The following is a 23,772-nucleotide window of genomic DNA, read 5'->3' on the forward strand; positions in this document are numbered from 1 at the left end:
CCGGCTGATCACGCCGGAGCTCCGGTAGTAGGCGCACTGTTCTTTGCCTGCAGCCGCTTATATTCCCTTTCAACTGCCCGCTTCGCCGTCGCTTTGCTTTCGTACAGGTGCGTGAGCCGTCGTGGCCGTGCCTGGTCGCCTGCCGTGACAGTGTGTTGTTTCGCGGTCTTCGATTCCCGATACCAGGCGATGATGCCCGTGTAGCTTTTGCCATCCTCTGCAAGCTCGGCAACTTCATCTCCGTCGGGCAGTTGCGATTCCAGCTCCAGACTGGTGGTGAAGGCGTCCGAGGTGAAACTGTGCTTCACATTGCCGCCGAGCCAGATGATGTCGGCAATTTCCTGCTTGATCCCTGTCAGCGTGTACGTCAGTTCTGGTGCAAGGTCGGGCCGGCCGTGGGCGAGCGTGTAGCTCAACGTCGCGGTTCCGCGCTGCAGGCGGTTCCACTCCGCACGCGCCGCGACGAGGGCACTTTTCCGATCGGTGAAAGAGTGCCTCAGATCCTTGATGTTCTCCCCGCCGCCGGAAATGGCGCTCTTTTTCTCGGCACTGTTGACGTCGTAGTAGAACGCCCGCACGCCGGTATAGCTGTCACGGTCCGCCTGCAGGAAGCGGTGCTGATCACCATCGAGCCGCGTGAGTGTGACGTGCGGCAGGTTCAGCCCGCTCGCATTGGTGGCCTTGCCGATCGGCAGGAAAAGTAATCTGTCAGCCTTGACCGTGGCGATCGCGTCGTACTCCTGGCCCAGACGCGTCAGCAAATTCGCATCCGATTCATTCGCCTGGTCAAGGTGCATCAGCTCGATGACGTTCAATACCGCGCTGATGACGGGCGCGAGCCCATACGCTCCAGCGATGGCCGTAATGACGGCGCCTATCGTCTGGCGATGCCAGCTGCGCTCCCGTTTGACCTTGAGCCCCGCGCGCAGATCGACGCTCCTCGCCCGGATGCTCAGCTGATCCGGAGCGCCGTTGTGTTCGGTTTCATCGACCGTAAACGTTCCCTTGTCGACCAGCCCGGTATCGCTCCACCCGAGCCAGACTCTAAGCGTGGCACCTTTGGGTGGGATCACCAGCAGGCCGTCATGGTCGGAGAGCGTCACGTCCAGCTGGTCCGCCTCGAGTCCGCGGTTGTCCGTGAGCTCAATACTAACCAAGCGCTTTTCCACTGCCGCTGTAATGTCGCGTCCGTCGACCATCAGACGGCAGATAGGGCGGGGATAAGCCTTTGCCTCGCGCATGGATTTCTGAGCGCTGTCCAGGTAGCGGTCGACTTGGTCAATTGCTTCATCGATCACAGGACGGCCCTCAAGATGTTGCCCGCACTGCTTACCGCTGAACCGAGCAAATCAACGCGGCCGTCGTCGATGCGCTTCAACGCGATAGTGAATTCAATTCGACGCGCTGCGCCGTCCTGGAAGAACAGCGTGCGCGTCTCGTTGATGCTTTCGATCACCCAGATGCCGAGAATGCGGCCGGTCCCCTCAACCAATGGGTAAGCCTTGCCGGTGTCAGCCATGTAACGCAGCGTGTCGACGCTCAACGGCGTGCCAGCGAGTGCCGGCAGGAGAACGCCGGGAAGCGTGATCGAATCGTCGCCGCGTCCGAGAAACTGACGTGCCGGATTGGTGCCGATGCGGGAGGTGGAACCGTGCCGCCATTCCGTTTGCCGCTGCAGCTCCTGGTACACCAACGTTTCAAGGCTGAAGATGAACATGCCGAGGGCCATCATCATGGTCGTTTACTCCTGGTCATACAGCGAACTACGTGCCCGAGCCCGCTTCGCGTTTTGACGTTTATCCAGCTCGGCAGAAACCGCTCGGGCGATTGCGGCCGCATCCATTCCCGGGGCTGCGTGAATCTTGATTTCGATGTGATCCGGGGCCGATTGCACGACCGGCTGTGGTGCGACTGAGGCGATAGGTGGCCGGCTGTCGACGGCAATGGATGCCGGCGCTGCGGTCATTCCCACTGCGATGGCTCCTGCTTGAGCCAGGTTCTTGCCCATCACGCTGATTGCATCGAGCATTGCGAAGCCTTCAGGCGCCTCGAAAGGGGCTGCACTGGCCGGTCGACCTGCCCCGGCAGTCCCGATCGCTATTTGCCCGACCTGCGCGACTCGCTTCCCAATGCCTGCGAGCACCCCGAGCAGGTCGGGCGACGTTTTAGGTGCGGCCGGGGCCTGCGCTACAGCAGATCCGTCGCGGGGTTTCTGGATGGGTTGTGTCGCCACCAGGCTCGGCTGGGGTTGGATCAGCGGCGTTCCGGCCGCACTCTCTGGCGCGCCCTGGACCGGCAGAATCATTTGGGCGGGTGCAGCTTGACTCGGCGTCCCACCCAGTTGCGCCAAGCTCTTGCCCAAGGTCGACACCACGCTCAGCACCATGCCGGCAGGCGTGTCAGATAGGCCGGCTTGCGACGCGGCAGACGACAGCGCTGTGATCGCACTGAGCCCGGCGTTCGCCATCGTCTTCCCCGCGTCGGTGATGCTGGACAATAGCCCCTGCGATTTAGCCGGGGCAGGAGCCCCTGAAACAGGAGGAAGCACCGGCGCCCTTGGCAGTGCTGCAGGTGGCGTCACGTTGGTGCCGATCGTGATAGTGCCGGCTTGAGCGACGCGCTTTGCAATGGCTGCAACCGCCTCGAGCGGGCCGCTCTGTGTCTGAGTCAGCCCCTGTGCAAGACCGGCCATGGTGAAGCCACCGAGCTCGGCGAACACCCGCGACGGGCTGTGGATCCCGAGCTTTTCTTTGAACCACCCGATCGTTTCGGTACCGGCATCGGAAATAGCTGTCTTCACGCTGCCCATGGCGTTCCGGATGCCGTTGACCAGGCCGGTCATGATCATCCCGCCGAATTCAGTGAACCGGTTGGGCAGCTCAACACCCATGTAGCTCATCACCGCCGCGAACGCCTGATAGATCAGGCCGATCGGGCTGAAATTTGCGATCGTCTTCAGGATGCTTCCGATGCCCCCGCTGAAGCCCTGTTTGATTTCCTCCCAGGCGCTTGCGAAGTAGGTTTTCACCTTGTCCCAGTTCGCATAGATCAGGTATGCCGCGAGTGCGATCGCGGAGATGGCCAGGCCGATCGGGTTGGTCAAGAACAGCCGGCCGAGCCACATGAAAGCCTGCCCCACAAAGGGCAGCACTTTTGACCCCAGGTTAATCATCATCCCAATGAGCGACGGCAGCTTGATCCCAATCAGCGACAAACCGTAGCGCACCGCTAGGAAAGGGCCGAGCGTGGTCGCCAGGGCGAGCGCGACAGAGCTGAATCCGATCGACAGAGCGGCGATGCCGGCGACAACTTTCAGAATGCCCAGCACCAGGCCAGGGTTGGCGTCTGCCCAGGCCGTGAGGCGGGCCATGACACCGTTCAAACCGTTGACCAGCTCGATCAGTGCCGGCCGCAAAGTGGCGCCGAGCGCGCTGCTCAGGTTGAACATGCGGTTTTGTGCCATCTGCCAGCGAGCTGAAAGCAGGTCGGCCCGAATGTCGCCCTCGCGCTGCATCGAGCCGTCGCGTTTAGGCGCGGCTTTTGCGCCATTCACCAGATCGAGCTGACGCTTATACTCGCCCAGGTTCGACGCGAGCTTGGCGGCATCGTCCCCGTATTCTTTACCGAACAGTTGAGTCATGACCCCCAGCTGCTTGTTTTTAGGCAGCTTGTTGACTGCCTCCAGCACCTTTTGAATCGTGCCGGTGGCGTCTTTGGTCATGCCGTCCTGGACGGATTTCGCTTCCAGCCCGATCGCCTGCAGACCTTTGACGAAGCGCTTGGGCTGCTGGGTGGCGATAGCCAGTTCGCGAATCATCGCGTTCGTTGCAGTTGCTGCGATCTCTGATGATGCCCCCAGTGTCAAAAACGTGGAGCCCAGCGCCGCCGCATCTTTGAACGACATCCCGACCGAAGCAGTGACGCCTGCTGTGCGTTGCATAACGTCGATGATGTCTTTGCCCTTGGACATGGCGTTGTCGTCGAGGTAGTTGATCGCATCACCCAACTGGCTGACGTTCTTAATCGGCAGATGGTAAAGCTGGGCAATTCGGGCAAGGTTTTCGCCAACTTGCTCGGCCGGCAGTTCGAAGGCAGTTGCCGCTGTCGCCGCCACGCGCGCGAACTCGAGCAGATTGTCCTTACCTTCGACGCCCATCCTGGCGCCGCCTTCCACCAGGGCGGCGATATCGGTCGTCGCCATGGGGATGGTCTCGGACATCTTCTTGATGGCCGCGCCCATTTCGTAATAGGTCGCTGTCAGTTGCCCATTGTCATCCCGGGCGCCGCTGACCTGCTTCGCGACGCCTGCCATGGCGTCTTCGTAGGAGGCGTAGTTTTTGACCATGCTCAGAATTGGCATGCCAGCGGCGGCGCCGACTGCGCCCGCACTCGCGCCCGCTACGGCCGCATTGCCGGCTAATTCCTTGCCCTTGGAATAGTTCTTCTGTGCTCGTGACACGCGCTCCTGCTGCTTGGCGAGCGCGGATAGCCGGTCTTTCTGCGATTGGATGGCGATGTTCGCCGCCTCGATCTCGCCCTTTAAACGGCGCTCGGTGGCTCCGAGGTTGCGGGTGTCAGCGCCCGTCGATCGCATCAGCGGGATAAGCCGCTGCAGCTCGGATCGCTGGGCAGTATGTTTGTTGGTCAGCTTTTCGACAGCGCTGCTCGCGTTGACGAACGATTTCTGGAAGGCGGCGGTGGGCGCGTCCATGCCCTGCAGCTGCTCGCGCAGCGCGCGCAATCTGTTCTGCGCCTTGGCGAGCTCTTCGGAGGACTGCCGAACGGCCTCCTTCTGACGTGTGTAGCTGGAGATATTGGACTGTTGGGCGTTCAGCTCCCTGAGCTGGTCCCGAGCCGCTTTGAGCGCGCGCGAGGTGGAAGTACTCCCGGCGCTGATCTGTTTCAGGGGGCCAGTTACCTTGTCGATCGCCGACAGCAGTACTTCCAGCCGCAGCTTGTCACTCATCCCTAGCCCCACTTCGCACGCGGGCGCGTTCGCGCCAGTCCATCAGTTCGGTCAGGGACAGCGGATCCATCGCCGCTGGTCCCCAGTGGAAAATCACGGCGATGTCCGCCATTGCGTCATCTACGCAACGAGGGACGCATCCGCCTTCGCCGACTTCGGCAACAAAAAACCAGTTACCAGACTCGCGAGCTGAACCAGATCGGCAGGATCCATCTGGCCGATTTCGTGTTCGGTCAAGGTCGGGTTCGTGATGCGCGGCAGTACTTTGCGCAGGGCCAGGACGTCCATTTGCAGAAGGTCAGTCAGCGTCACCCCGCGCAGTTCGCCTGCCATGGGTTTGCGAAGAGTGACCTCGTTGATCTCGGACGATCCGCGCTTGATCGGGCTGTCCAGAATGATGGTGTTCGGGTTCGGCTCGACGGCGGTGATTTCGTTGGCGGTCTCGGTGGTGGTCATGATTGGTACTCGTTAGGGAGGGTGAAGCGCCGGGAGAGCCGGCGCGTTGAGGCGTGCTTACAGGCCGATCGCCTTTCGGTGCGCGGCGAGCCTGTCCTCGCCGTTGACGACGAAAATGAAGTTGAGCAGGTCGATTTCCACCTCGACATTTCCGTCGATCGTCAGCTTGTAGTAGCTGCAGGCGGTGTTGAATTTGTGCTCGGTGTCTTCGCCGCCTTCCGAGTCGCCCATGTCGATCTCTTCATGCCGGCCGCGAACAACCACTTCCACAGCGGATACCTGCTCGTCATCGTCCCGCTGGACCGATCCGGCCCATCGCAACTGGACGCCGCTGACAGATACGGCGCCGTATTGGCGCAGTGCGGTGAGGTCCCAGCCGCCGAGCGTCCATTCCATCGAGATACCGTCGTCGCTGTGGCCGAGGTCAACCTTCACCGGGCCATCCATACCGCCGCCGCGCCAGGCTTCCAGCTTGCGGCCCAGCTTCGGCAGGGTGACGGTCTTGCACTGGCCGACGTAGCTGACGCCGTCGTTGTACAGGTTCATGTTCTTGAGCTTTTTGGGCAGAGCCATAGTGGCGCTCTCCTGCAGGCGCGGCCGTGGCCGCGCTATTCAATAAGGGATCAGCCGTTTACGCGGCTGGCGAAGTCGACCAGGTACCGATCGGTGATGCGCTGACGCAGGCCCAAGTTCTCCAGCGGCGGTACGGGCGTGTAGTCGTAGTCCAGGAAGAGCTTGCCGGCCTTGAGGGTGTCCTTGTCGTTTGCGGCCTCGTCGTACCAGCACTCGCCGCCGATCAGATACCCCTGGCGCACCAGGTCACGGAATGCGGCGTTGATGCCTTCCACGATGTCGCGCACCAGGCTCGGGTGCATCGGCTTGTCCACGGCCCAGAAGTGGTTCTCGGCCATCGTGTCAGCCAGTACCTGGGCGGTTCGCGTGTAGTTCTCGAAGGCGAACAGCGGATCGTCGCTGCAGGTGCGCGAGCCCCAGAAGCGGAAGCCGTCGCGGCGAATCAGCGTGGTCACGTCAGCGGCGTTCAGCAGCCCTGCATCGGTGTCGGGGCTCTGCAAGTCCCAGTACACGTCCTTGCTCAAACCGGTGACGCCATTGACCGCGATGTTGGAGATGGTCTTGTGCCAGCCGACTTGCTGATCGATCTTCGCTCGCAGGCCCAATGCGCGCGCCACGGCAGATGCGGTAGCGTCGGCGTTCAGCGCGGTGTCGAAGTTGATGAAGTCGGGCCAGATGGTCATCAGCTCGCGGGCGCCGAAGTTCTCGCGGTAGGCGATGGCCTCAGAGACTGTTTCGCAGTTCCAGGCATTGGCGTATGCAAACCCGCGAAGCTTCTGAGCGATAGCGACCAGCTCGGTAGCCACCGGGAGGCTGTCCAGACCAGGTACACCCAAAATGCGGGGACGAACGCCCAACTGGGCCTCTGCGGCCAGGAGCGCTTTCAAACCTGTGTACTGACCATTGGCATTCACGCCGCCGATCACATTGGAGCTGGTGGCGGCGGCGTCTGCGCCCTCGGCGACACGCACTACGACAGTGACAGGGCTGGACTGATCGGCGATCGCATCCAGGCTTCGTGCAAGAGTGCCTTTCACGCCGGCTTTGCCGCTGGCGGTTAGCACGTCAGTCAGAAGCACGGGCTTATTGAGCGGGAAGGTCGCCGCATCCGCGTCTTCGGCGGTGCAGACCATGCCGATCACGGCGGTGGCGACTGTGCGTACAGGGCGTGAGCCCTCGTTGATTTCGACGACTCGGACGCCGTGATGATAATCGGATGGCATGGGGGATCCTGCGCGTTGATGGCGGTAGAGCGCAGATTGACGCGCGCGCGTCGTGGAATGTAGCGGGGGGGCTTGTAGGGGAAGGGCTCACAAGGCGAGTTGCAAGCCCATGATGCTTAAACGGCAACGTCCTCGTAGCCGCGCGACTGGAGGAAGGCGGCGGTTGCAGGGTCATCCGGACTGTTCGGCCAAACGACCTCGGGCCCCGGGGCGACTCGGCTCAATGTGACGGTGTACGTTCGCCAGGCATCCAGAAGCTCGATCTCCGCCTCATCGGCGATACCCTTGTCCACCGCGTACTGCAGGGTTGAAATCACGCCGCCGGCGCACTGGGCCAGCAGCGCTTTCTTCAATCCAGCCCGATTCGTCAACGCCGCATTTTTGGCTGCGACATCGAGCACCCACTGCCCACCTTGCCAGACATCGAAGTCAGAGGAGGGCGCCGAAAGCGTGAAGAGTTCCGGGAGCTCGCCGAGCTCTTGATGCTTGCTCGCGGCCCGAGTGTCTTTGTCGTAAACGGTTTTGCCCCGATAGTCGGGCACTTGATGCCACATGCCATCAGCGTCGCCTCGGACCGCTGCACACCCTGGAAACACGATTGGCGCGTCGCCCTGGTATGTATGCGCCGGCATGAGCCATACACCCGGTTCTAATGGGCTCGGATCGGCAACGCCCATGCCCATAAATTCGCCAGTCAACGGCGATACGTGGCAGACGGTGGGGGCGAAAACGCCGTCTTGCTCCCACCAACGTCCTACGGGCGCCTCAACTGCAGGCGGCATCAGGCTCTCTTTATCTTCGGTCATTTGAATTTCCATTCGCTGTTAATCAGAACTTGATGCACGCCAGATACGCTTGGTTAGGCGGCCGCGATTCATTGCCGCCGGAGGCGGCAATGCTCAAGGTATGCGTGTGCGCGCCCGCCGAGTCTGACGTCATGTATTGATATCCATCTCCCAGTTGATCACCCAAAACGGCGTTGCCGGCACCCGTGTTTGGTGCGTCGATCATTTCCCTGACAAACGTTGTGTTATGAGTGTGCGCTCCCGCGCTCAAGGCGGTGCCGCTGTGCCCGTGACTTTGGTTCTGTGTGGCCTGATTGGTGGCAAAGGCCCGACTCGGGTCGATGCCGCGCGCGTCATCCCACGCTCGGTCGAAGTAGCCGCGAGCATCGGGCAGGTTGAAGGTCGTCGACCCGTCGCCTGCGCCCCAAAGCGTGCCGATTCTCGCGAACAGAGCCGCGTAGGTGGTGCGCGATACCGCCGCTCCGTTTCGCTTGAGCCACCCGTCGGGCGGTGTAGGCATGGCGAACATCCCCACCATGCCCACCATGTCGCCCGCTGCGCTGCGGACAAACTCGGTAGTGGCGAGCGATTTGCTGCTGTCACCAGGCGCAGGGGTCGGGCCGGTCGGATTCCCGATCAATACCGGGCTGTCGGTAGCCCCGAACTCTTTCCACGCCGACCATGCCCCAGACGATTGAGTCCTGAAGTAGATCCTCGCCATGGCCGTGTTACTCGACAGCAGCGACGCGATCTGCATGCAACCGCCGTTGTTGTAGGGAATAACGATCCCCGACATGTTCCCGGCTAGCGGCGAGTTTGCCGTTGCACTGTTGGTACGAAAGAATCCTCCCAGTATGGTCGTGTTCAAATCGGCTGACAGCGGGCCGGTCCACGCCCCGACACCGAAAGCTGCGAGCGCCATCTGTACAAACGCTGTCGTAGCAATCGTGGTGTCGCTGTCACCCACGGGCGCGGTCGGTGCTCGCGGATCACCGATGAACACCGGTGAATCAATCGCAGCGGTCTCAACCAGCTTTCCGCGACCGCCAGGCAAGTAAATGGCGTCGGAGTTGTACGCAAACTGCACCCACTCGTTAGGCGCGAGTGTCATCGAGGAACCGCCCCCAGGAATCGCAATAACCTCCGTCCCGGTTGCCTTGATCGTGATATTGCCGGCCGAGGCGTTGTGAATAGCCAGAGCCTTACCCGCCTCCACTTCTGACTTGGACGGCAGCGTTAGCGTAACGCCTGCCACAGTCACCCGGTGCCAGCGCCCCACGGAAGTGGGATTAAGCACTGCCGACGCAGTGTAACCAATGCCCACTCCTCGCCAGCCTTGCTTAGCGTCGCCAAGGGCCTGCATGTTAGCCAGCTGGGCATTTTCCGTATTGAACGGAACCGTCGGGGCCGTCGGCGCACCGAGAAGCGCCGGCGAATCGGTCATGGCGATTTCGCGCCACGGAAACCACGTCGAATCGTGCTGCACGCGAGTAAACGTCCGGCCGCGACCGCCCGGGGCAAACAGTTGCGTGGCGTGCTGGGTAGTTCGTCCCGCCAGACCGAACGTCAGCACGTCGAAGCAAACCGGGGCATTACCCGCCGCACCGGTTACCGGCCGGTTATACAGCGCCGCGTCAGACTCGACGCCTTCGGCCTTGATGAACGAGCCCCAGGGGGCCTGGTTAAAGTCCAGCGTGTTGCCGGTTCCGTTGTCTGACGAGCCGATGCCGAAAGCGCGCAAAGCCGCCTGCACGAATGCGGTTGTGGCAATGCTGGTGTCGTTGTCGCCCAGCGCCGGGGTCGGTGCCCTCGGATCGCCGGTAAAAATCGGAGACAGCTGCGGCGCCAGCTTGGCCATCGCGGTCATCACCGTGGCCGCAAAGTTCGGATCATTCCCCATTGCCGCAGCGATTTCATTGATCTGGTTCAGCGTCTCCGGCGCCGCGCCGATCAGCGCGGTGAACATGGCCTGTACGAACGCCGTCGTCGCGATCTGGTCGCTGTTGGTCGACGCGGGCGCCGTTGGAGCCTTCGGGATACCGGTTAGCGTCGGGCTGGCCGTGTTCGCTTTGGCCTGTAGCGCGCTGTCGATCTGTGTCTTGGTGTAGACATCCGTCAGACCGTAGCCGGCCACGGTCGTCGGGTTGTTGGCCGCCAGAACGCGCCCGTACTTGTCGACCGTGACGCTGCGGTATTCGCCCGGGGCAATGCCAGTCCGGCCCCAGGCCATCTCAAACGTCAGCGCGGTTACGCCCAGGGTAATCGGTGCGTCAGTCACCAATTGCCAGGCGCTGTCGCCGTACAGCGTGCCCTGCTCCACCAGAACCAGCATGCCTGGCGTCACATCGTCGCTGGTGTCCGCATCCGTTGCACGGGTCCACGCATTCGCCGAGGTGACCCAGATCCCACGATCCTTGGCGGCGGTCTGAAAGGGAGTGAGAACACGCTTGCCCGCCGGAACGGCCACGCCGTCGATGGTCTGCAGTCCGCTAAGCACGACGCTACCCGGGGCGCACGCCATCACCGAACTCTTGAAGTCCTGCTTGGCGAGCTCGCTCAAGACGAATTCGCGTGTGGCGAGTACCACGCTTGGGTCAATCTTCAACTCGACGCTGGCCGTGTTGCTGACAATCAGGTTCATCCGGACCACTTGTGTGCGGCCGGATCCCTGCGCGAGGGTTGGCTTATAAGAGGGCGCGCAGTTCGCTACGGCGACCAGGTCGCCGTCAGCGTCATAGAGGCCGATCTCGCGGATCCAGTTGCCGCCGATCTCTGCAGGAATGACCTGCTCGGCGATGATGATGGCCGGGTTGCTTGGGTCCTGCTTGAGCTCATTGAGCGGCGCACGGCGCCATTCCCGGATCAGCGACTTCTGCTTGGCATCAGGTTGCGGATCCGTGCCATTGGCATCACCCACCCCCATCTGGGTGATCTTCCAGGCGATGCCGAGCGCGTCTGCGTTGGCCTGCTTCGCGACGCCGATATTCGTGAGGATGGCAAAGAACTGCGAGGTTTGGTCAGTCATGAATACACGTCCAGGGTGTCAATAGTGGTTTCGCGCCCACCCCGGCCGATCACACCCGAGACATCGATGTCTCGCTGTTGCGGTGGGTAAACGTCAATTACATCGCCCTCGCTGATCGAGGCGCTCAGATAGGTGCGGCCGTTGGTTTCGAGGCTGATAGCCAGCCCGATCAAATGGCGGGTGAGGGGCTTGGCGTCGTCGATCAGCGCGCTCAGCTCCTGGTACATCTCGTCAGTGATGCCCGTGTCCAGGACGCCGACTTTCAGCTGGAAAGTGCCCGGGACGCCCTCGGGTTTGAGCTGCCACCACTCCTGGACATCGAGCAGGTAACCCAGCGGTTCCACGACCCGGCGCAGCGCGCCGATCGTTCCTTTGCGGGAATGTACGAAGTACGAGGATTTGATGACCTTGCGCTTTATCGCTTCGGGCCAGCGCTCGTCCCATCGATCCACAGAAAACGCCCATGCCAGGTACGGCAGAAGCGCGAGCGGGCAGCGGTCAGGGTTGACCAGGTCACGGATCGGGATCGGGACGCGCTCGATCTGAGTCAGCGCAGACGCGGCGAGCTGCTCCAGCGACTGGGCATTGGGAGGTAACAGCCCCGTCATGCTTCGGTACCGACTACAACGCTGACGCTGGTGCAATAGGCCGCCTGGTATGGCGTCGGCTTGATGTCTGTCCAGTTGTGCAGGACGACCTTGCGGACGCCCTCAACATGCAGCGCCGCATGGACTGCGGATTCCGAAATCTCGACCCCCAAGCGACGGCGCTGGGTGACGAACCCCGACAGCTTTTGCTCGGCTGCAGCACGGATCGGCTCGCCTTCGGGACCATTGGTAGCGAGATACAGCGTCGCGTCGACGCCGTACTGCAACACCTCGGCGGATTGGACGGTCAGCCGATCAGCCACCGGGCGCCGGTCTTCATCGCTCAGGTAGGCATAGACGATATCGAGCACGGCCTGGTCGACGGAGCCGTCGCCCAGGAGTGCCTGCACTGTCACCACAGCAACGGCCGGGGAGGGGCTCTCGGCAGTGGCGTCTGCGATACGACCGTCAGCGCTGCGGGCATGCAGGATGTAGCTGTTTTTCGGGCCTGCCGTTGATAAACCTTCCCATGCCATCTGCGCTCGCTCGCGCAGGCTGTCATCCGATTCCATCACAGCGGGGGTCGCAGGAATCGTGCTCGGGTCAGCCGGCGCCACGGTGAGCCGCTCGACGTCCATGTTCGCCGCAGCCTGTTCCAGATCTTTGCCTTTGGCCTTGGCGAGCATGGTGCCCAGTGCCGCTTCGTTGACCCGCTGACGCCACAGCGTCTCGCGGTAGGCATTCTCCTGAAGCAACTTTGTGAGTGGCTCCGACTCAAGGGCCAGGGTTGCCGCGACTTCCGCCTGCTGATCGGCTGGCCACAGGGTGACGGCATAGGCTTTGCGCTCGGCCAGGATCTCTTCGTAATCAATGCGCTCGACCACGTCCGGGTCGGGCAGCAGGGTCAGATCGATAGGAGTAAAGGTATTCATGCAGACGCTCCCAGGCTCAGGGGTACGCGGAGGCTCAAGGGCTCGTTGGTGTCGACCACAGCGCCTTCGATGTCGAGGATTGCTTGCCCGGGCTGCTCGCCGAGTGACAACTGCACCCGGCTCAATCGGATGCGAGGTTCCCAGCGCATCAACGCGATCGCGACGGCGGCATACGCCTGCAGCTTGGTTGCGTTGTTCAACGGCCAGTCGACGAGGTCAGCCAGCTGGCTGCCATAGTCCCGGCGCATGATTCGCGTGCCCAGCGGCGTGCTCAGGATGTCGCTGATGGATTGAGCGAGATGCGCGCTGCCGGTCAACGTCTTACCGTTTTTGCTGTTCATGCCGATCATGGGATGGGCTCATCCGAAACTTCGTTGCCGCGCTTCACGCCGGCAGTTCGGTGGTTGACCAGGCTAATCCCGAGCGGACCTGCCACAACGTCCTGACTGACGGTCACAAGACCCTCGATCACCACGTCGCCTTTGATCTGTACGCCGCCGGGCGCAACCAGTACCGCCTTGCCGCCGTCTGGCAGCGTTGCGGTCAGGGTGTGGGTTTTGGTGTCGTAATCCACGGTCGCGCCGTCGCGGTACCGGCGGCGACGGCGGGTGAGGCTCTGATCAGGTGCAGGGAACTGGTCGCTGTTGAAGCCTGCGATAACGAAGCCATGGGCTGGATTGCCGGAGAGCGAGAGCACCAGGCACTGCTCATTGATGCTTGGCGGATCCCAGTCACTGTCCTCGCCGGCACGCAGCGTATAGAAAGGCAACCAGTCCGTGAGCAGGCCCCCGGTTTTTACCTGGCAACGAGGGAGCTCCGGATCGATCGCGGCAATGGTGCCGGCGCGGATCAGGTTTTCTAGGCGTCGAATTACATCAGTGAGGGAGTCCATGACGCAGATGGTGCGGCTCGCGCGTGCGTGCCGCATCCACGGGACGGTGTAGGAGGAGGGTCTACAAGGTGGCGTTAGCCGGCGAGATGATCGATCAGCGCATTCCGGATCGTATCCAGTTCGTCTCCGGAGAAACCCAGCAATTCCCGGCTGTCGTATTGCACGTCTGCTTGACCTTTGGCCGGCCGGTCGCGCAGTCCGTACTGGTGGATGCGCGCGATACGCCCGACGCGACCGACAAATCCGATCGAGAAGCCGCCGGCATTGTTTTCCGTGCGCAGGTATCGCGCGGTTTTGAGCTTGGTGAACATCTTAGTTTTGACCCGCCCCTTCTTTCCGCGCAGATCCTTGGGCTTGCGAGGAACAAACGAGCTGCCGTCCGGATTGCGCTGGGCTGTCACCCGTTTCTGCTGGCTGCGCCGCAGATCACGGGCCATCGTGCCGAGCAGTTTTCGGCGCTCGGAATCGCTTAATTTCGCCAGTAGTACGCTGGCCCATTGTTCCAGGGCGTGAAGGTCCTGGCTCATGGGCGGTTCCAGCGCGTGATGAACACCCCGTCTGATGTGAAGAGCTCGAGGCTTTCGAGGTCGAACGGGTCGTCGGCAACGACGGGCTCGGGCGGATGACTGACCTGCAGGGCTCCATCGTCCTGGCGTTTGACGATTACCCGCTCGGTTAGCGGCAGTTTGATCGACAGGTCGACCTTGCTGTTGTCCAGGACATCCGCCTCGAAAACGATCGAATCCTTGCTGCGATCGACGTTTTCCATCAGTTCACGCTGGTTCACCAGCACCCACGCAAGCAGCGGGATGGCGACGGCGTCCGGGTGGCCTGCGTAGTCGGTCAGAATCAGATTGAGCGTGTAGATGTATTCGAAGGACAGGCCAAACGCGGCGGTACTCCGGATTTTCCCGTTGTCGATGAAGATCATCAGCCGGTCAGGATTCTGCGCCAGATCCGGAACTGCCGCGAGCAGGTGCGCGCGCAGTGATTCGTGTTTGTTCATGGTTTTCGGGCCTGTTCCAGCTGATGCTGATAGACGGTATCGACTTGCGCCGCACAATCCGCCCACGCCGTCTCGATCACGTCCTGGTCGTCCAGAAGCGCGCCGTTACTGAGCGGTCGCGTTGCCGGCAGGATGCACGGCACGACTGCCGGACAACCAGTCTCGATAAGCAGCGGCTCCGGTGATGGCGGGGCGGTCGCGCAGCCGGCGAGCAGCGTCAGGGAGAAGCTGATCAGCCCATAGCCGAAGCTCTTCGTTTTCACGTTTCAAGTCCTCAATTGTCTGCTTCCGATCGGAGAGCGCTTTGCGAAGGTCGTTCTGCAGGAGGCGCAGCGCCGCTTGCGCCTTCCGCTCCGCATCCAGCGCGCCGGTCATTTGGGCGGCCACAGCTTCGCTGCGGGTAGCCCTGCCGAGCGCGGCGGTGGTGGCGCCTTGGGCCAGCTCGACGGTTTTGTCTGCGACCTCAATCCGCTCGGACTGGGCCCAGAGCAACAACCCCAAAGCGCAGAGCAACGCCAGCCCGTACAGCGCCTGGCGCAGCGTGCTCATTTTCGGTACCAGCCGGCGGCGTTCATCACGGACTCGTCGGCTTGGCGAAGGTCGGCGCAGATCACGACGGCCTTAATGCCAGGCTTGGCGATCGTGATCGCTTCACCGAGCTGCTGAGCCAGTTCAAAGGGGGTATCTGCCGGCAGCGTGAAGATATCGCCGTCGACGGGGCTCAGCTTGCGGACCTGGTGATGATCGATCATGCCGCCTCCGGCACAGGGCAACCGAGCGCGTGACGCTGATAAGCGCGTTCGAGCTTGGTGTCGTACAGATTCCGGGCGTAGTCCGGGCCGTTGTATTCCTTGGCGAACGCCGCCCACTTCTTGCCCTTCAACGACTTCAGCAGCCCCGCGTCCGCTTCAACGAAGCGCACGAAGGCTTCGAACTGCTCGTTTTCGTTCTTGGACATGCGCGTGACGAAGTCCTGGACGCTGCCATAGCCGAGCCGCACCGCGTGATACCCCATTACCTGGAACACGCCCCAACTGGCCGATTCCAACGCGCACACGTCGTCGATCAATCGCGCGTTCGCCAGGCGCTGATGCTCGGCGGATCCGCCGGCATACCCGCCGGCCTTGGGATTAACCAGGTTGGGCTGGGACGCAGCTAATTGGTCAGCATGTTTTTTCAACGCCGCTGCGTCGTCTGCAGGCGTGCGCGGGGTTTCGAGCTGGCGGTACATGATGTGGCGCTCGAATAGGATCTTCGGCTTGCCGTTATCCAGGAAGCCGCTGCCCTGGCTTTCAACTTCGTTCACTGCCATCACTACGGCGAGGTCGACGCCGAGTCTCGCCGCCGCGCTTACCAGGGAGGCGTGCTGCAGGAGGTTGGAGCAATCGCCGCCGGACAAGGCGATGACAGTTTTCTGGCCTGCAATACCGTCGATTACCAAGCCAACCTTGCGCTGGTAATCGCGCACTGCAGCCTCCGTGCTATTCCCGAAAATGCCGTCAGGATTAAGCCCCGCGCCTTTAAGGTTCAGGCGTTGCTGCAGCACGCGGACTTCCTGGCCGCGATCCCCATGACGTAAGACGCTCATACTTGTTCCACCTTGCGATTCAGAAAGGATTTGGCAATGGCGCGCGTGGTTTCAACGCCCAGCAGGCCAATCACGCCGCCGAAGAACGGGCCTGTCGTCGTGGGGATGCCCAGCAGCGACAGACCGTGGCTCGCCGAAAGGGCCAGCAGCCCGCACAAAGGAGCCTCCAGCAGAACCCGTCGCCATGTGCCGCCGCCGTACATGATTCGTAGGGCCGCGATCACGGCGGCCAGTCCACCTGCGTAAAACGCAGGCCAGTTTTGTTGGAGCCAGGCAGCGAACCAGGCCCATGAATCCGGTTTGTCAGGCATGCGCTTTGATCCGCTATCTGAGGGTGGAATGGGGGGTTCATCCGTGAATGTCGTGTGATGAATCAGTCCCATAGATTCACCATTTGCAGGACCTGAGCCTGGGGGGCCGCGTCTGGGAGGATCACCGCCGTGCCGTGCGGCAGGACGGGGCCCAGATCGGCAAGGCCGGGGTTCGCGTTCAGTACCGCCTCGGTGACGCCGGCAGTGCGGCCGTATACCCGCCAGCAGAGCGCGTCGACGGTGTCGTGCTGTTGGGCATACACGGTCGTCGCCATCAGATGAGCTCCACTGTCGAGTGCGGAACACCCAGCAGATCGCGAATCGCGAACCGGGCATCGCGGCGGTATTCGTCAACTGACGGCGTCAGTTCGTCAGCGTTTTTGTTGCCTTCGGTCGAGGTGTCATAGCTGCGGTACCGCTCGGTGAGTTCGGCGCCGGCACTGCAATAGATGGATCGGCGATAAAGGTGGACGAGCAGGCTGATGCCCTTGATCTCGTCCGCTGGTACCGCTTCCAGCGTGTCGTGTCCTTCGGCTTTGTAGCCTTTCTTGACTGCGCTCAACTCGCCGTTCACTTGAATCAGCGCGTTGACAATCGCTACCTCAAGACGCGCGTCGGTAACGCTGCCATCGATCCTCAAAGATGCGCGCACATGGGCGCCATCGATGTCCGGCCAGAATCCGTCGTTCGTGATGGGGTACGGGGCAGTAGTGTTTGTGCCAGTGGCAATGAATCCGCTCATGCTTCTGCCCTAAGTCGGCGGTGGCCGAGGCGTCACAGCAAGGAAAGGAGAGAACCTGCTGATCAGCCTCGGGCCGCCGGGGTTGCGGGGTACGCTCGGTCAGCTCCCTAGTGGGGGAGCAATCTTTTTCTGAAGGCGCTCAGCGCCTTCCAGGTCTTTTTTGCCACCGCAGCTGCTGTTCAGCTCGATGGCCCGTTTGAGCAGCTCAATGCCGGCCATTACCTGACCGGGTTGGCCGGGGTTATCTGCGTCCAGACCTGCCACAGTGGCGCGGCCGGTGGCGAGGTACAGCTTCGCCCTGGCCTCGTCGGGCATGTCGTGGTCTTCGGTCAACTCCATTGCGCGGTGCAAGATGGCGAGGTCGAACGTCCCGTTGGTCTTCTGTGCCTTCAAAGCCGCTTCCGCGATTTCTTCAGCAATCAGGCAGCCGGTGGTGCGTTCGAAGCGGTCAGGCATGAGCAGGTTGTGCTGCAACACATACGCTGCAATTTGGAGCGCGCCGGCATAATCCGAGGCGTCCACGCGCCAGATCATGATCGTGGTCAGCACTTCGTCCTGGGCGCCGTTGCCGGCAGACAACACACCGTCGACGTAGGGGATGTAGGCCGGCAGAAGCTGCAACTTCAGCGCGGCTTTCCCTTCATTCGACTGGATCTGCTTGAGGCGCAGACGATCCTGGAGAAGCTGGGCCAACTGCATTTCGTAGGCCGTCCCGCCCGCCATCGATACCAACGGCGTAGCAGCAGCGGCTTCCTGTGACGCAAGCGCCTGCAGCCGGTGACGTTGAGCGAGAGATAGGCCCATGATTACTTGGCCTCTTCGATGTGTTCGACGAGAGCGCCCAGGCCGAAGTCTTCGACCACGTAAGCCTCGTTCGACGACTGGTAGTCCGCGATGCGATCGCGCTCCGGTTCTTCGCGGGTCATACGGCGACGAGCGCCGATCTGGAAGTAGATCGACAGGTTCTTGAGGGTGGTCACGAACACACCGCCGTCAATGAAGAACGGGGCATCGACGTAGGGCAGACCTCCCAGCGTGCCGTTCGCAAGGATGCGGGCTGCAGCCAGCTCGTTTTCGTTGTCTGCTGCGCCTTCAATGTTCGCCAGGAACTTGGAGTGCAGCAGGTTGCGGTCGACCAAAACAACCAGATCTGGGCGCTTGCGGTGCCACGGGTCCAGCAACTGGATCGCGTCGTACACCAAACCGTCGAGGGTTTTGTAGTCGCCGTTCGGGCCAATCGTGATCTTGCCGGCAACTTTGCCGCTGCTCAGAACGCGCTCTGGTGCCTTGGTGCGGTACTTCTCAAGCCAGCCGATGTTTACATCTTCCAGCAATGGATGGGCGGCGCGGTCGGTGTCGGCGGCAACGGTTTTCCCGTTGAAGCCGATCATGATGCGGTCGAGTGCTTGCTGCCCGACGATCGCGCCCGACAAGCGTGCCTGGAAATCCTTGAACTTTGCCCAGGCATCGAGCAGTTGATACTTCACGTAGGTGTCGAAGTCGGTCTTCTTGCAGCTGTAGGTGTCGCTCTTCAGCGCGCCAACGCTGCGCGGATCGCGAGCCTTGACCGACGTATCGGTACGGCCAGCAATCGTCGAGCCCACGCCCAGCAGGATCGCTTCACCTTCCTGCTCATCGACGCCGATGACGTTGATCTGTTTCAGGAAATCGCTCGATTCCTGGATGGCGGTTTCGAGGGTTTGTTGCACCGTCGGAGTGACGGTGAATTTCTCAGCCGCCGAGGCGACGGCGTTGAGCAGTGCCACCTGCTTGCTGAAGCCGTTGAAGGCAAGTCGTGTTTCGTTACGCATGGTGTTCTCCAGGTAAATCTTTGGGTGAGCGGTTCGATCAGTAGGCAGTCAGCACAGCGCCGTCGCCGCCGACTACGGGTGGACGGCTCGTCTGGCTGTGGTCCTGGGTCTCGCCCAAGCGCTTGATCAGGTCGTTGAAGTCGGTGCTGAGCTTGTCGAAACTGCCCTGCAGGGAGCTGTGGGCTTCCTCGATCGAGGTAAACAACCGGGACTGCTCGGCAGCGTGGCCGGCAAGCGCACCCACGGCGTCGTTCAGCTTCGAAAACTTCCCGTCGTCGGTTTCGGGCTTCTCGATTTCCACCGGCTTGTCTTTTTCTTTGGTCGCGCCGAGCAGTTCGGCGATGCGTGAGAACAGCTCTTCGAACCGGCCGGGTGTCTCCTCGATCTCGTCGAATTCAAGCTTCGCTTCCAGCAGCTCGGAAAACAGGTTGTCCGGCTTGCTCTTGCGTGCCTTGAGCGGAGATGCGTCCGGGTTCTGCGCGCTGAACGTCAGCATTTCAGTGCCCAGGCTCGCCGGCGAATCGGTGACGGCCAACCCGTCCAGGTAAGCGCGACCGGTGTCGGCAAACTTCGGCGCGATCTCGATGCTGGTGTACAGCTTTTGACGCGCCTTGTTCATGGCGATCAGGTCCGCCGTCGGTTCGATCTGGACGAACAGGGCCAGCTTCTTCACGCCGTTGACGTCGACTTCTTCAGTCTTCGCTGCCAGCACGTCGCCGTAAGCACGGAACGGGCTGTCAGGCAGAACACTGCGGTAGTGCTCCATCCAGACGCGTGCTGCATAGGTGTTCGGGTTGTAGGTCTCGGCAGCGTCGACCAGCCACTGGCGCTCAATCTGGCGGCCGTCGGTGGTCGCGCCTTCTACGGCGACGCGAAACCATTTGGATCGAAATTTCTTACTCATCGAGCGGGTCCTCAAAGCGTTGCTGCGGGTGCAGTTGCGTTGAGGTGCATCGTCGACATTGGCGCTTTTATGAGCAATCGGCGCCAGTTGTAAGCCGGGGCGCTACATGGCCCGTCACTACGCCTTCACGCGCGCGTGGCGTCAGCATCGCCTCCATGACTACAACCGAAGCCACTCCCATCCGCGATAACCGCCGTCAGGCCAAATTCCTTTACTGGACCGGCCTGCGGATCTGCGCGATCGCCGAAATGTTGGGGGAGAAAGAAAAGACCGTTCACGCCTGGAAGACCCGCGACGAGTGGGACCGGGCCGACAACGTCGAGCGGATCGGCGGGGCTCTCGAAGCGCGCCTGGTGCAGCTGATCCTGAAAGACGGAAAGACCGGCGGGGACTTCAAGGAAATTGACCTGCTCCATCGTCAGCTGGAACGGCAGGCTCGCATCGAGCGGTACAAGGCGGGCGGCACCGACACTGATCTCAATCCGAATCTTTCGAAGCGTAACGAGGGACCGAAGAAGAAGGCGGCGCGCAACGAGTTCAGCGAGGAGCAGATCGAGCAGCTGACCGAGGCGTTCAAGGACGGGTGTTTTGGCTATCAGTTGGACTGGTACCGGGCGAGCAATCAGCGCACCAGGGCAATCCTCAAAAGTCGGCAGATCGGCGCGACTTACTACTTTGCCCGGGAGGCATTCATTGACGCCCTGGTTACTGGCCGTAACCAGATATTCCTGTCGGCTTCGAAGAACCAGGCGCACATCTTCAAGGCTTACATTCAAGGGTTTGCGCGTGAAGTGTGTAGCGTTGAACTGACTGGCGATCCAATCATTCTTGCCAACGGCGCCGAGCTGCATTTCCTCGGCACGAACGCCCGAACCGCTCAGGGTTATCACGGTAATTTCTACTTCGACGAATTTTTCTGGACGTTCAAGTTCAACGAACTGAACAAGGTCGCCAGCGGCATGGCGATGCAGAAACAGTACCGACGCACCTACTTTTCAACGCCATCGAGCATGGCGCATGAGGCGTACACGTTCTGGACCGGTGAGCGGTTCAACAAAGGCAAGCCGGCGGCGCAGCGGCTCAATCTGGACGTGTCCCACGACGCGCTGCAGCAGGGCAGGCTGTGCGAGGACCGGATCTGGCGTCAGATCGTCACCATCCTGGACGCCGAACAGCGGGGCTGCGATCTCTTCGACCTGGAAGAGCTGCGGCTTGAATACAACGCGGATGCGTTCGCGAATCTGCTCATGTGTCAGTTCGTCGACGACGGGGCCAGCATCTTCCCGCTCAATGTCCTGCAGCCGTGCATGGTCGACAGCTGGGTCGAGTGGTCCGAGGACTACAAGCCATTCGCGTCGCGGCCGTTTGCCGATCGGCAGGTTTGGGTGGGCTATGACCCGGCGGAAACAGGCGACAGCTCCGGCCTGGTCGTTGTTGCTCCGCCGCTTGTGCCGGGCGGTAAATTCCGCGTGCTCGAGCGCCATCAGTTCCGGGGGATGGATTTCGCGGCGCAGGCCGAGGCGATCCGTCAGGTCACGCTGCGGTACTGGGTCACCTACATCGGCGTCGACGTTACCGGCATGGGCTCGGGCGTGGCCCAGCTGGTGCGCCAATTCTTTCCGAACGTCACCACGTTCAGCTACTCGCCCGAGGTGAAGACGCGCTTGGTGCTCAAGGCATACGACGTGATTCACAAGGGGCGCCTCGAATTCGATGCCGGCTGGACCGACATGGCGCAGTCGTTGATGGCGATCCGCAAGACCATCACGGCCAGCGGCCGGCAATTCACTTATACCGCGGGCCGCAACGACGAGACCGGACATGCGGATCTCGCCTGGGCGCTCTTCCACGCACTGCAGAACGAACCGCTTGAGGGCCAGACCTCAACGAATACTGGCTTCATGGAGATTTACTGATGAGCAACCGCCGCAGCAGAAACACGCCAACCAGCGCCGCGACCCAGCCCCCGATCGAGGGGGATCTGCTGCCGGCGGCCGGCGGCAAGATGGAGGCGTTCACTTTCGGCGATCCCACGCCCGTGCTTGATGAGCGGGGAATACTGGATTACCTGGAGTGCTGGCTAAACGGGCGATGGTACGAGCCGCCCATGTCACTTGATGGTCTTGCGAAGTCGTCCAGGGCCAGCGTGTTCCTGCAGTCGGGGCTGAACTTCAAGCGGAATATGCTGGCTCGCACCTTCATCCCTCACAAGTTGCTCACACGGCAAACGTTCGAGCAGTTCGCCCTGGACTTCCTCTGGTGCGGCAACGGCTATCTCGAAAAGCGCGACAGTATGATGCGAAGCACGCTCGGCCTGCAGCCTGCCTTGGGCAAGTACATGCGGCGCGGCGTTGACCTGGACACCTATTACCAGGTTCGTGGGTGGAGCGATGAACACGAGTTCAAGAAGGGGACCGTTTTTCATCAGCGTGAGGCTGATATCAATCAGGAAATCTACGGCCTTCCGGAGTGGCTCCCCGCGCTGCAGAGCGCGTTGTTGAACGAGTCCGCAACGCTGTTTCGGCGCAAGTACTACAACAACGGCAGTCACGCTGGATTCATCATGTACATGACAGACGCCGCCCAAAATGAGGCGGACGTTCAGTCGTTGCGCGACGCACTTAAGTCCTCAAAAGGACCTGGAAATTTCCGCAATCTCTTCATGTATGCGCCCAACGGAAAAAAAGATGGGATTCAGCTGATACCTGTTAGTGAGGTTGCAGCCAAGGATGAATTCAGTTCAATTAAAAATATCAGCAGGGATGACATGCTGGCCGCTCTACGTATTCCACCACAGCTGATGGGAATCGTGCCCCAAAATGCTGGCGGCTTTGGTTCAATCACTGATGCCGCCCGGATGTGGGCAATGAATGAGCTTGAGCCTATTCAAGCGCGCTTGCAGCAGGTGAATGAGTGGCTTGGGGAAGAGGTGGTTAAATGGAAGACGTTTGATTGATCGACCCTGCTGTCCAGGGCAAATAGCGGGAAAAGCCCGCGTGCGGGCTTTGCTGTCTTAATCCCTAGCAGCATGGCCTAAGGCTTCAGCGGCCGCTGCACGAACTGCCGCATCAGTAAATCGGTCTTCAGTGATTTTGATTAGTTCAATGCGAGCAGCGTGGCCACCAATATATCCTAATCCTCTCGCGGCCCCAGCTCGAACTTCGGCAGCACAAAATTTGTCAGACAGCACCGCGATCAGTGTGTTGAGGCTTTTCTCGTCTAGCATAAATTTTCCCCGTGTTTCTTACGTGATGTAGTGTTGGTGAGTCCTAGTGCCCTAGGTCGGTAAGGGGCTGGGCTCACGATTTTATATTCTGCAGATAATCTACTAATTCATGAACATTCGTTAACGGATCCGAACTGCCACCCGCTTTAGACGCATTTAGGATCTGTGCTGCCCAAATTTTTGCTTGATTCAGATCGTTGAAGCGTTCGGCGAACGTGTTCAGCGCGTTTTTTTCATAGCTAGGCCAGTAGGTAGACTTGAGATGTTTTTTTAACTGCTCTGCTGCGCTACGGTTATGAGTGGCTCTGAATGGCTTTTGAGTGTAGTTGAAGTGAAGAAGGAACCAGTATTCGAAACAAGGTGTTGACGTTATAGCCTCAAAAACGCCCTTTGGGTTCTGCGATTCGATGAGGTTTAGAGCCTGGTCGAAGGTTGAGTGCGTGTCTCGGTCGAAAACGCAATAGACCTTGTCAAACGGATCCTTCCTTGATCGTATCTCCGCGCCATACAACTCGATCGCATGCCGAGCAACGTTAATAGGTGCCGACCCACATTCAGTATCTATCGCGATGTTCGTAGAACTTAGCTCGTAATATTTTTTTATCTCTTCGAAATAGTTTTTCTCAGTTTTCTCACCTTCGCATACTATCAAAACTTTGGCATATGGAGCTCGAACCGCCTTGCCCCGAGTTACATTCTGGGCACTTTGCCTTTTGCGATGATAAAGATTATCAGTACCCATAGT

Annotated in this window: 28 protein-coding genes and 1 pseudogene; 2 read left to right on the plus strand and 27 right to left on the minus strand. The window is 60.8% G+C overall.

What is annotated here, in order from left to right:
- Positions 1-8: 8 nt before the first annotated feature.
- The 25 genes and pseudogenes from AC07RO_RS18830 to AC07RO_RS18950 all read right to left on the minus strand — a co-directional run bounded on the left by AC07RO_RS18830 (position 9) and on the right by AC07RO_RS18950 (position 19,801).
- Positions 9-1,298 carry a phage late control D family protein gene (locus AC07RO_RS18830; protein WP_495086789.1) on the minus strand — a complete coding sequence of 430 codons (1,290 nt, stop codon included), beginning with the start codon at positions 1,296-1,298 and terminating at the stop codon, positions 9-11.
- On the minus strand, positions 1,295-1,735 hold the full coding sequence (locus AC07RO_RS18835; protein WP_110950424.1) for a phage tail protein: 441 nt from the start codon (positions 1,733-1,735) through the stop codon (positions 1,295-1,297). Before AC07RO_RS18835 ends, AC07RO_RS18830 begins: the two co-directional genes overlap by 4 nt.
- Before the next feature lie 6 nt (positions 1,736-1,741).
- On the minus strand, positions 1,742-4,966 hold the full coding sequence (locus AC07RO_RS18840) for a phage tail tape measure protein (protein ID WP_495086790.1): 3,225 nt from the start codon (positions 4,964-4,966) through the stop codon (positions 1,742-1,744).
- Complete coding sequence (locus tag AC07RO_RS18845) at positions 4,959-5,078, minus strand: GpE family phage tail protein (RefSeq protein ID WP_495086791.1); 120 nt, start codon at positions 5,076-5,078, stop codon at positions 4,959-4,961. Before AC07RO_RS18845 ends, AC07RO_RS18840 begins: the two co-directional genes overlap by 8 nt.
- Before the next feature lie 8 nt (positions 5,079-5,086).
- Positions 5,087-5,422 (minus strand): phage tail assembly protein, encoded by a 336-nt coding sequence (locus AC07RO_RS18850; RefSeq protein ID WP_192130760.1) that lies wholly within the window; start codon positions 5,420-5,422, stop codon positions 5,087-5,089.
- 57 nt (positions 5,423-5,479) lie between these two features.
- Positions 5,480-5,995: a phage major tail tube protein gene (locus tag AC07RO_RS18855; RefSeq protein ID WP_192130761.1), complete on the minus strand. Its 516-nt coding sequence runs from the start codon at positions 5,993-5,995 to the stop codon at positions 5,480-5,482.
- 50 nt (positions 5,996-6,045) lie between these two features.
- The gene (locus tag AC07RO_RS18860; protein WP_346628048.1) at positions 6,046-7,218 is read right to left on the minus strand and encodes a phage tail sheath protein; all 1,173 of its coding nucleotides are present in this window, start codon (positions 7,216-7,218) and stop codon (positions 6,046-6,048) included.
- Between the two features lie 116 nt (positions 7,219-7,334).
- Positions 7,335-8,024: a tail fiber assembly protein gene (locus AC07RO_RS18865; protein ID WP_495086792.1), complete on the minus strand. Its 690-nt coding sequence runs from the start codon at positions 8,022-8,024 to the stop codon at positions 7,335-7,337.
- 22 nt (positions 8,025-8,046) lie between these two features.
- Entirely contained in the window at positions 8,047-11,028 is a 2,982-nt protein-coding gene (locus AC07RO_RS18870) for a phage tail-collar fiber domain-containing protein (protein ID WP_495086793.1), read from the minus strand.
- Entirely contained in the window at positions 11,025-11,636 is a 612-nt protein-coding gene (locus AC07RO_RS18875; RefSeq protein WP_495086794.1) for a phage tail protein I, read from the minus strand. The genes AC07RO_RS18870 and AC07RO_RS18875 overlap by 4 nt, the downstream gene beginning before the upstream one ends.
- Positions 11,633-12,547, minus strand: coding sequence for a baseplate J/gp47 family protein (locus AC07RO_RS18880; protein WP_495086795.1), 915 nt, complete (start codon positions 12,545-12,547; stop codon positions 11,633-11,635). Before AC07RO_RS18880 ends, AC07RO_RS18875 begins: the two co-directional genes overlap by 4 nt.
- A complete protein-coding gene (locus AC07RO_RS18885) occupies positions 12,544-12,897 on the minus strand; it encodes a GPW/gp25 family protein (RefSeq protein WP_110950433.1) in 354 nt (117 codons plus the stop codon). The genes AC07RO_RS18880 and AC07RO_RS18885 overlap by 4 nt, the downstream gene beginning before the upstream one ends.
- Positions 12,894-13,439 (minus strand): phage baseplate assembly protein V, encoded by a 546-nt coding sequence (locus AC07RO_RS18890; RefSeq protein ID WP_495086796.1) that lies wholly within the window; start codon positions 13,437-13,439, stop codon positions 12,894-12,896. Before AC07RO_RS18890 ends, AC07RO_RS18885 begins: the two co-directional genes overlap by 4 nt.
- 74 nt (positions 13,440-13,513) lie before the next feature.
- Entirely contained in the window at positions 13,514-13,966 is a 453-nt protein-coding gene (locus tag AC07RO_RS18895; protein WP_495086797.1) for a phage virion morphogenesis protein, read from the minus strand.
- Entirely contained in the window at positions 13,963-14,445 is a 483-nt protein-coding gene (locus AC07RO_RS18900) for a phage tail protein (RefSeq protein WP_495086798.1), read from the minus strand. The genes AC07RO_RS18895 and AC07RO_RS18900 overlap by 4 nt, the downstream gene beginning before the upstream one ends.
- Positions 14,442-14,636 (minus strand): annotated as a pseudogene (gene lysC, locus AC07RO_RS18905) (Rz1-like lysis system protein LysC); the annotation flags it as partial. The pseudogene lysC and the gene AC07RO_RS18900, both read right to left, overlap by 4 nt.
- Complete coding sequence (lysB, locus tag AC07RO_RS18910) at positions 14,551-14,994, minus strand: Rz-like lysis system protein LysB (protein WP_495086799.1); 444 nt, start codon at positions 14,992-14,994, stop codon at positions 14,551-14,553. The gene lysB and the pseudogene lysC, both read right to left, overlap by 86 nt.
- Positions 14,991-15,197: a hypothetical protein gene (locus AC07RO_RS18915; RefSeq protein WP_495086800.1), complete on the minus strand. Its 207-nt coding sequence runs from the start codon at positions 15,195-15,197 to the stop codon at positions 14,991-14,993. Before AC07RO_RS18915 ends, lysB begins: the two co-directional genes overlap by 4 nt.
- Positions 15,194-16,033: an N-acetylmuramidase domain-containing protein gene (locus tag AC07RO_RS18920; RefSeq protein ID WP_495086801.1), complete on the minus strand. Its 840-nt coding sequence runs from the start codon at positions 16,031-16,033 to the stop codon at positions 15,194-15,196. The genes AC07RO_RS18915 and AC07RO_RS18920 overlap by 4 nt, the downstream gene beginning before the upstream one ends.
- Positions 16,030-16,344 (minus strand): phage holin, lambda family, encoded by a 315-nt coding sequence (locus tag AC07RO_RS18925; RefSeq protein ID WP_110950439.1) that lies wholly within the window; start codon positions 16,342-16,344, stop codon positions 16,030-16,032. Before AC07RO_RS18925 ends, AC07RO_RS18920 begins: the two co-directional genes overlap by 4 nt.
- A 62-nt stretch (positions 16,345-16,406) precedes the next feature.
- A complete protein-coding gene (locus AC07RO_RS18930) occupies positions 16,407-16,619 on the minus strand; it encodes a tail protein X (protein ID WP_346628038.1) in 213 nt (70 codons plus the stop codon).
- Positions 16,619-17,086: a head completion/stabilization protein gene (locus AC07RO_RS18935; RefSeq protein ID WP_192130774.1), complete on the minus strand. Its 468-nt coding sequence runs from the start codon at positions 17,084-17,086 to the stop codon at positions 16,619-16,621. Before AC07RO_RS18935 ends, AC07RO_RS18930 begins: the two co-directional genes overlap by 1 nt.
- A 99-nt stretch (positions 17,087-17,185) precedes the next feature.
- The gene (gene gpM, locus AC07RO_RS18940) at positions 17,186-17,890 is read right to left on the minus strand and encodes a phage terminase small subunit (protein ID WP_495086802.1); all 705 of its coding nucleotides are present in this window, start codon (positions 17,888-17,890) and stop codon (positions 17,186-17,188) included.
- 2 nt (positions 17,891-17,892) lie between these two features.
- A complete protein-coding gene (locus tag AC07RO_RS18945; RefSeq protein WP_110950443.1) occupies positions 17,893-18,897 on the minus strand; it encodes a phage major capsid protein, P2 family in 1,005 nt (334 codons plus the stop codon).
- Between the two features lie 37 nt (positions 18,898-18,934).
- Positions 18,935-19,801 carry a GPO family capsid scaffolding protein gene (locus AC07RO_RS18950; RefSeq protein WP_495086803.1) on the minus strand — a complete coding sequence of 289 codons (867 nt, stop codon included), beginning with the start codon at positions 19,799-19,801 and terminating at the stop codon, positions 18,935-18,937.
- 155 nt (positions 19,802-19,956) lie between these two features.
- Here AC07RO_RS18950 and AC07RO_RS18955 point away from each other — a divergent pair, with 155 nt between their 5' ends.
- Together AC07RO_RS18955 and AC07RO_RS18960 are read left to right on the plus strand one after the other, a co-directional pair.
- Entirely contained in the window at positions 19,957-21,717 is a 1,761-nt protein-coding gene (locus AC07RO_RS18955) for a terminase ATPase subunit family protein (RefSeq protein ID WP_495086804.1), read from the plus strand.
- Complete coding sequence (locus AC07RO_RS18960) at positions 21,717-22,757, plus strand: phage portal protein (RefSeq protein WP_495086805.1); 1,041 nt, start codon at positions 21,717-21,719, stop codon at positions 22,755-22,757. Before AC07RO_RS18955 ends, AC07RO_RS18960 begins: the two co-directional genes overlap by 1 nt.
- Before the next feature lie 57 nt (positions 22,758-22,814).
- Here the strand turns inward: AC07RO_RS18960 and AC07RO_RS18965 are convergent, their stop codons facing one another.
- Together AC07RO_RS18965 and AC07RO_RS18970 are read right to left on the minus strand one after the other, a co-directional pair.
- Positions 22,815-23,027, minus strand: a complete 213-nt coding sequence (locus AC07RO_RS18965) for a HEAT repeat domain-containing protein (protein ID WP_495086806.1) — start codon at positions 23,025-23,027, stop codon at positions 22,815-22,817.
- A 73-nt stretch (positions 23,028-23,100) separates the two neighbouring features.
- On the minus strand, positions 23,101-23,769 hold the full coding sequence (locus AC07RO_RS18970) for an RloB family protein (RefSeq protein WP_495086807.1): 669 nt from the start codon (positions 23,767-23,769) through the stop codon (positions 23,101-23,103).
- Positions 23,770-23,772: the final 3 nt, after the last annotated feature.

Source organism: Pseudomonas sp. GW821-FHT07F05 (genome assembly GCF_059418765.1).

Bases quoted from the DNA above. Each gene is read 5' to 3' on its own strand.
- AC07RO_RS18835 (WP_110950424.1), bottom strand. From the start codon at position 1,735: ATGATGATGGCCCTCGGCATGTTCATCTTCAGCCTTGAAACGTTGGTG.
- AC07RO_RS18840 (WP_495086790.1), bottom strand. From the start codon at position 4,966: ATGAGTGACAAGCTGCGGCTGGAAGTACTGCTGTCGGCGATCGACAAG.
- AC07RO_RS18845 (WP_495086791.1), bottom strand. From the start codon at position 5,078: ATGGCGGACATCGCCGTGATTTTCCACTGGGGACCAGCGGCGATGGAT.
- AC07RO_RS18850 (WP_192130760.1), bottom strand. From the start codon at position 5,422: ATGACCACCACCGAGACCGCCAACGAAATCACCGCCGTCGAGCCGAAC.
- AC07RO_RS18855 (WP_192130761.1), bottom strand. From the start codon at position 5,995: ATGGCTCTGCCCAAAAAGCTCAAGAACATGAACCTGTACAACGACGGC.
- AC07RO_RS18860 (WP_346628048.1), bottom strand. From the start codon at position 7,218: ATGCCATCCGATTATCATCACGGCGTCCGAGTCGTCGAAATCAACGAG.
- AC07RO_RS18865 (WP_495086792.1), bottom strand. From the start codon at position 8,024: ATGACCGAAGATAAAGAGAGCCTGATGCCGCCTGCAGTTGAGGCGCCC.
- AC07RO_RS18870 (WP_495086793.1), bottom strand. From the start codon at position 11,028: ATGACTGACCAAACCTCGCAGTTCTTTGCCATCCTCACGAATATCGGC.
- AC07RO_RS18875 (WP_495086794.1), bottom strand. From the start codon at position 11,636: ATGACGGGGCTGTTACCTCCCAATGCCCAGTCGCTGGAGCAGCTCGCC.
- AC07RO_RS18880 (WP_495086795.1), bottom strand. From the start codon at position 12,547: ATGAATACCTTTACTCCTATCGATCTGACCCTGCTGCCCGACCCGGAC.
- AC07RO_RS18885 (WP_110950433.1), bottom strand. From the start codon at position 12,897: ATGATCGGCATGAACAGCAAAAACGGTAAGACGTTGACCGGCAGCGCG.
- AC07RO_RS18890 (WP_495086796.1), bottom strand. From the start codon at position 13,439: ATGGACTCCCTCACTGATGTAATTCGACGCCTAGAAAACCTGATCCGC.
- AC07RO_RS18895 (WP_495086797.1), bottom strand. From the start codon at position 13,966: ATGAGCCAGGACCTTCACGCCCTGGAACAATGGGCCAGCGTACTACTG.
- AC07RO_RS18900 (WP_495086798.1), bottom strand. From the start codon at position 14,445: ATGAACAAACACGAATCACTGCGCGCGCACCTGCTCGCGGCAGTTCCG.
- lysB (WP_495086799.1), bottom strand. From the start codon at position 14,994: ATGAGCACGCTGCGCCAGGCGCTGTACGGGCTGGCGTTGCTCTGCGCT.
- AC07RO_RS18915 (WP_495086800.1), bottom strand. From the start codon at position 15,197: ATGATCGATCATCACCAGGTCCGCAAGCTGAGCCCCGTCGACGGCGAT.
- AC07RO_RS18920 (WP_495086801.1), bottom strand. From the start codon at position 16,033: ATGAGCGTCTTACGTCATGGGGATCGCGGCCAGGAAGTCCGCGTGCTG.
- AC07RO_RS18925 (WP_110950439.1), bottom strand. From the start codon at position 16,344: ATGCCTGACAAACCGGATTCATGGGCCTGGTTCGCTGCCTGGCTCCAA.
- AC07RO_RS18930 (WP_346628038.1), bottom strand. From the start codon at position 16,619: ATGGCGACGACCGTGTATGCCCAACAGCACGACACCGTCGACGCGCTC.
- AC07RO_RS18935 (WP_192130774.1), bottom strand. From the start codon at position 17,086: ATGAGCGGATTCATTGCCACTGGCACAAACACTACTGCCCCGTACCCC.
- gpM (WP_495086802.1), bottom strand. From the start codon at position 17,890: ATGGGCCTATCTCTCGCTCAACGTCACCGGCTGCAGGCGCTTGCGTCA.
- AC07RO_RS18945 (WP_110950443.1), bottom strand. From the start codon at position 18,897: ATGCGTAACGAAACACGACTTGCCTTCAACGGCTTCAGCAAGCAGGTG.
- AC07RO_RS18950 (WP_495086803.1), bottom strand. From the start codon at position 19,801: ATGAGTAAGAAATTTCGATCCAAATGGTTTCGCGTCGCCGTAGAAGGC.
- AC07RO_RS18955 (WP_495086804.1), top strand. From the start codon at position 19,957: ATGACTACAACCGAAGCCACTCCCATCCGCGATAACCGCCGTCAGGCC.
- AC07RO_RS18960 (WP_495086805.1), top strand. From the start codon at position 21,717: ATGAGCAACCGCCGCAGCAGAAACACGCCAACCAGCGCCGCGACCCAG.
- AC07RO_RS18965 (WP_495086806.1), bottom strand. From the start codon at position 23,027: ATGCTAGACGAGAAAAGCCTCAACACACTGATCGCGGTGCTGTCTGAC.
- AC07RO_RS18970 (WP_495086807.1), bottom strand. From the start codon at position 23,769: ATGGGTACTGATAATCTTTATCATCGCAAAAGGCAAAGTGCCCAGAAT.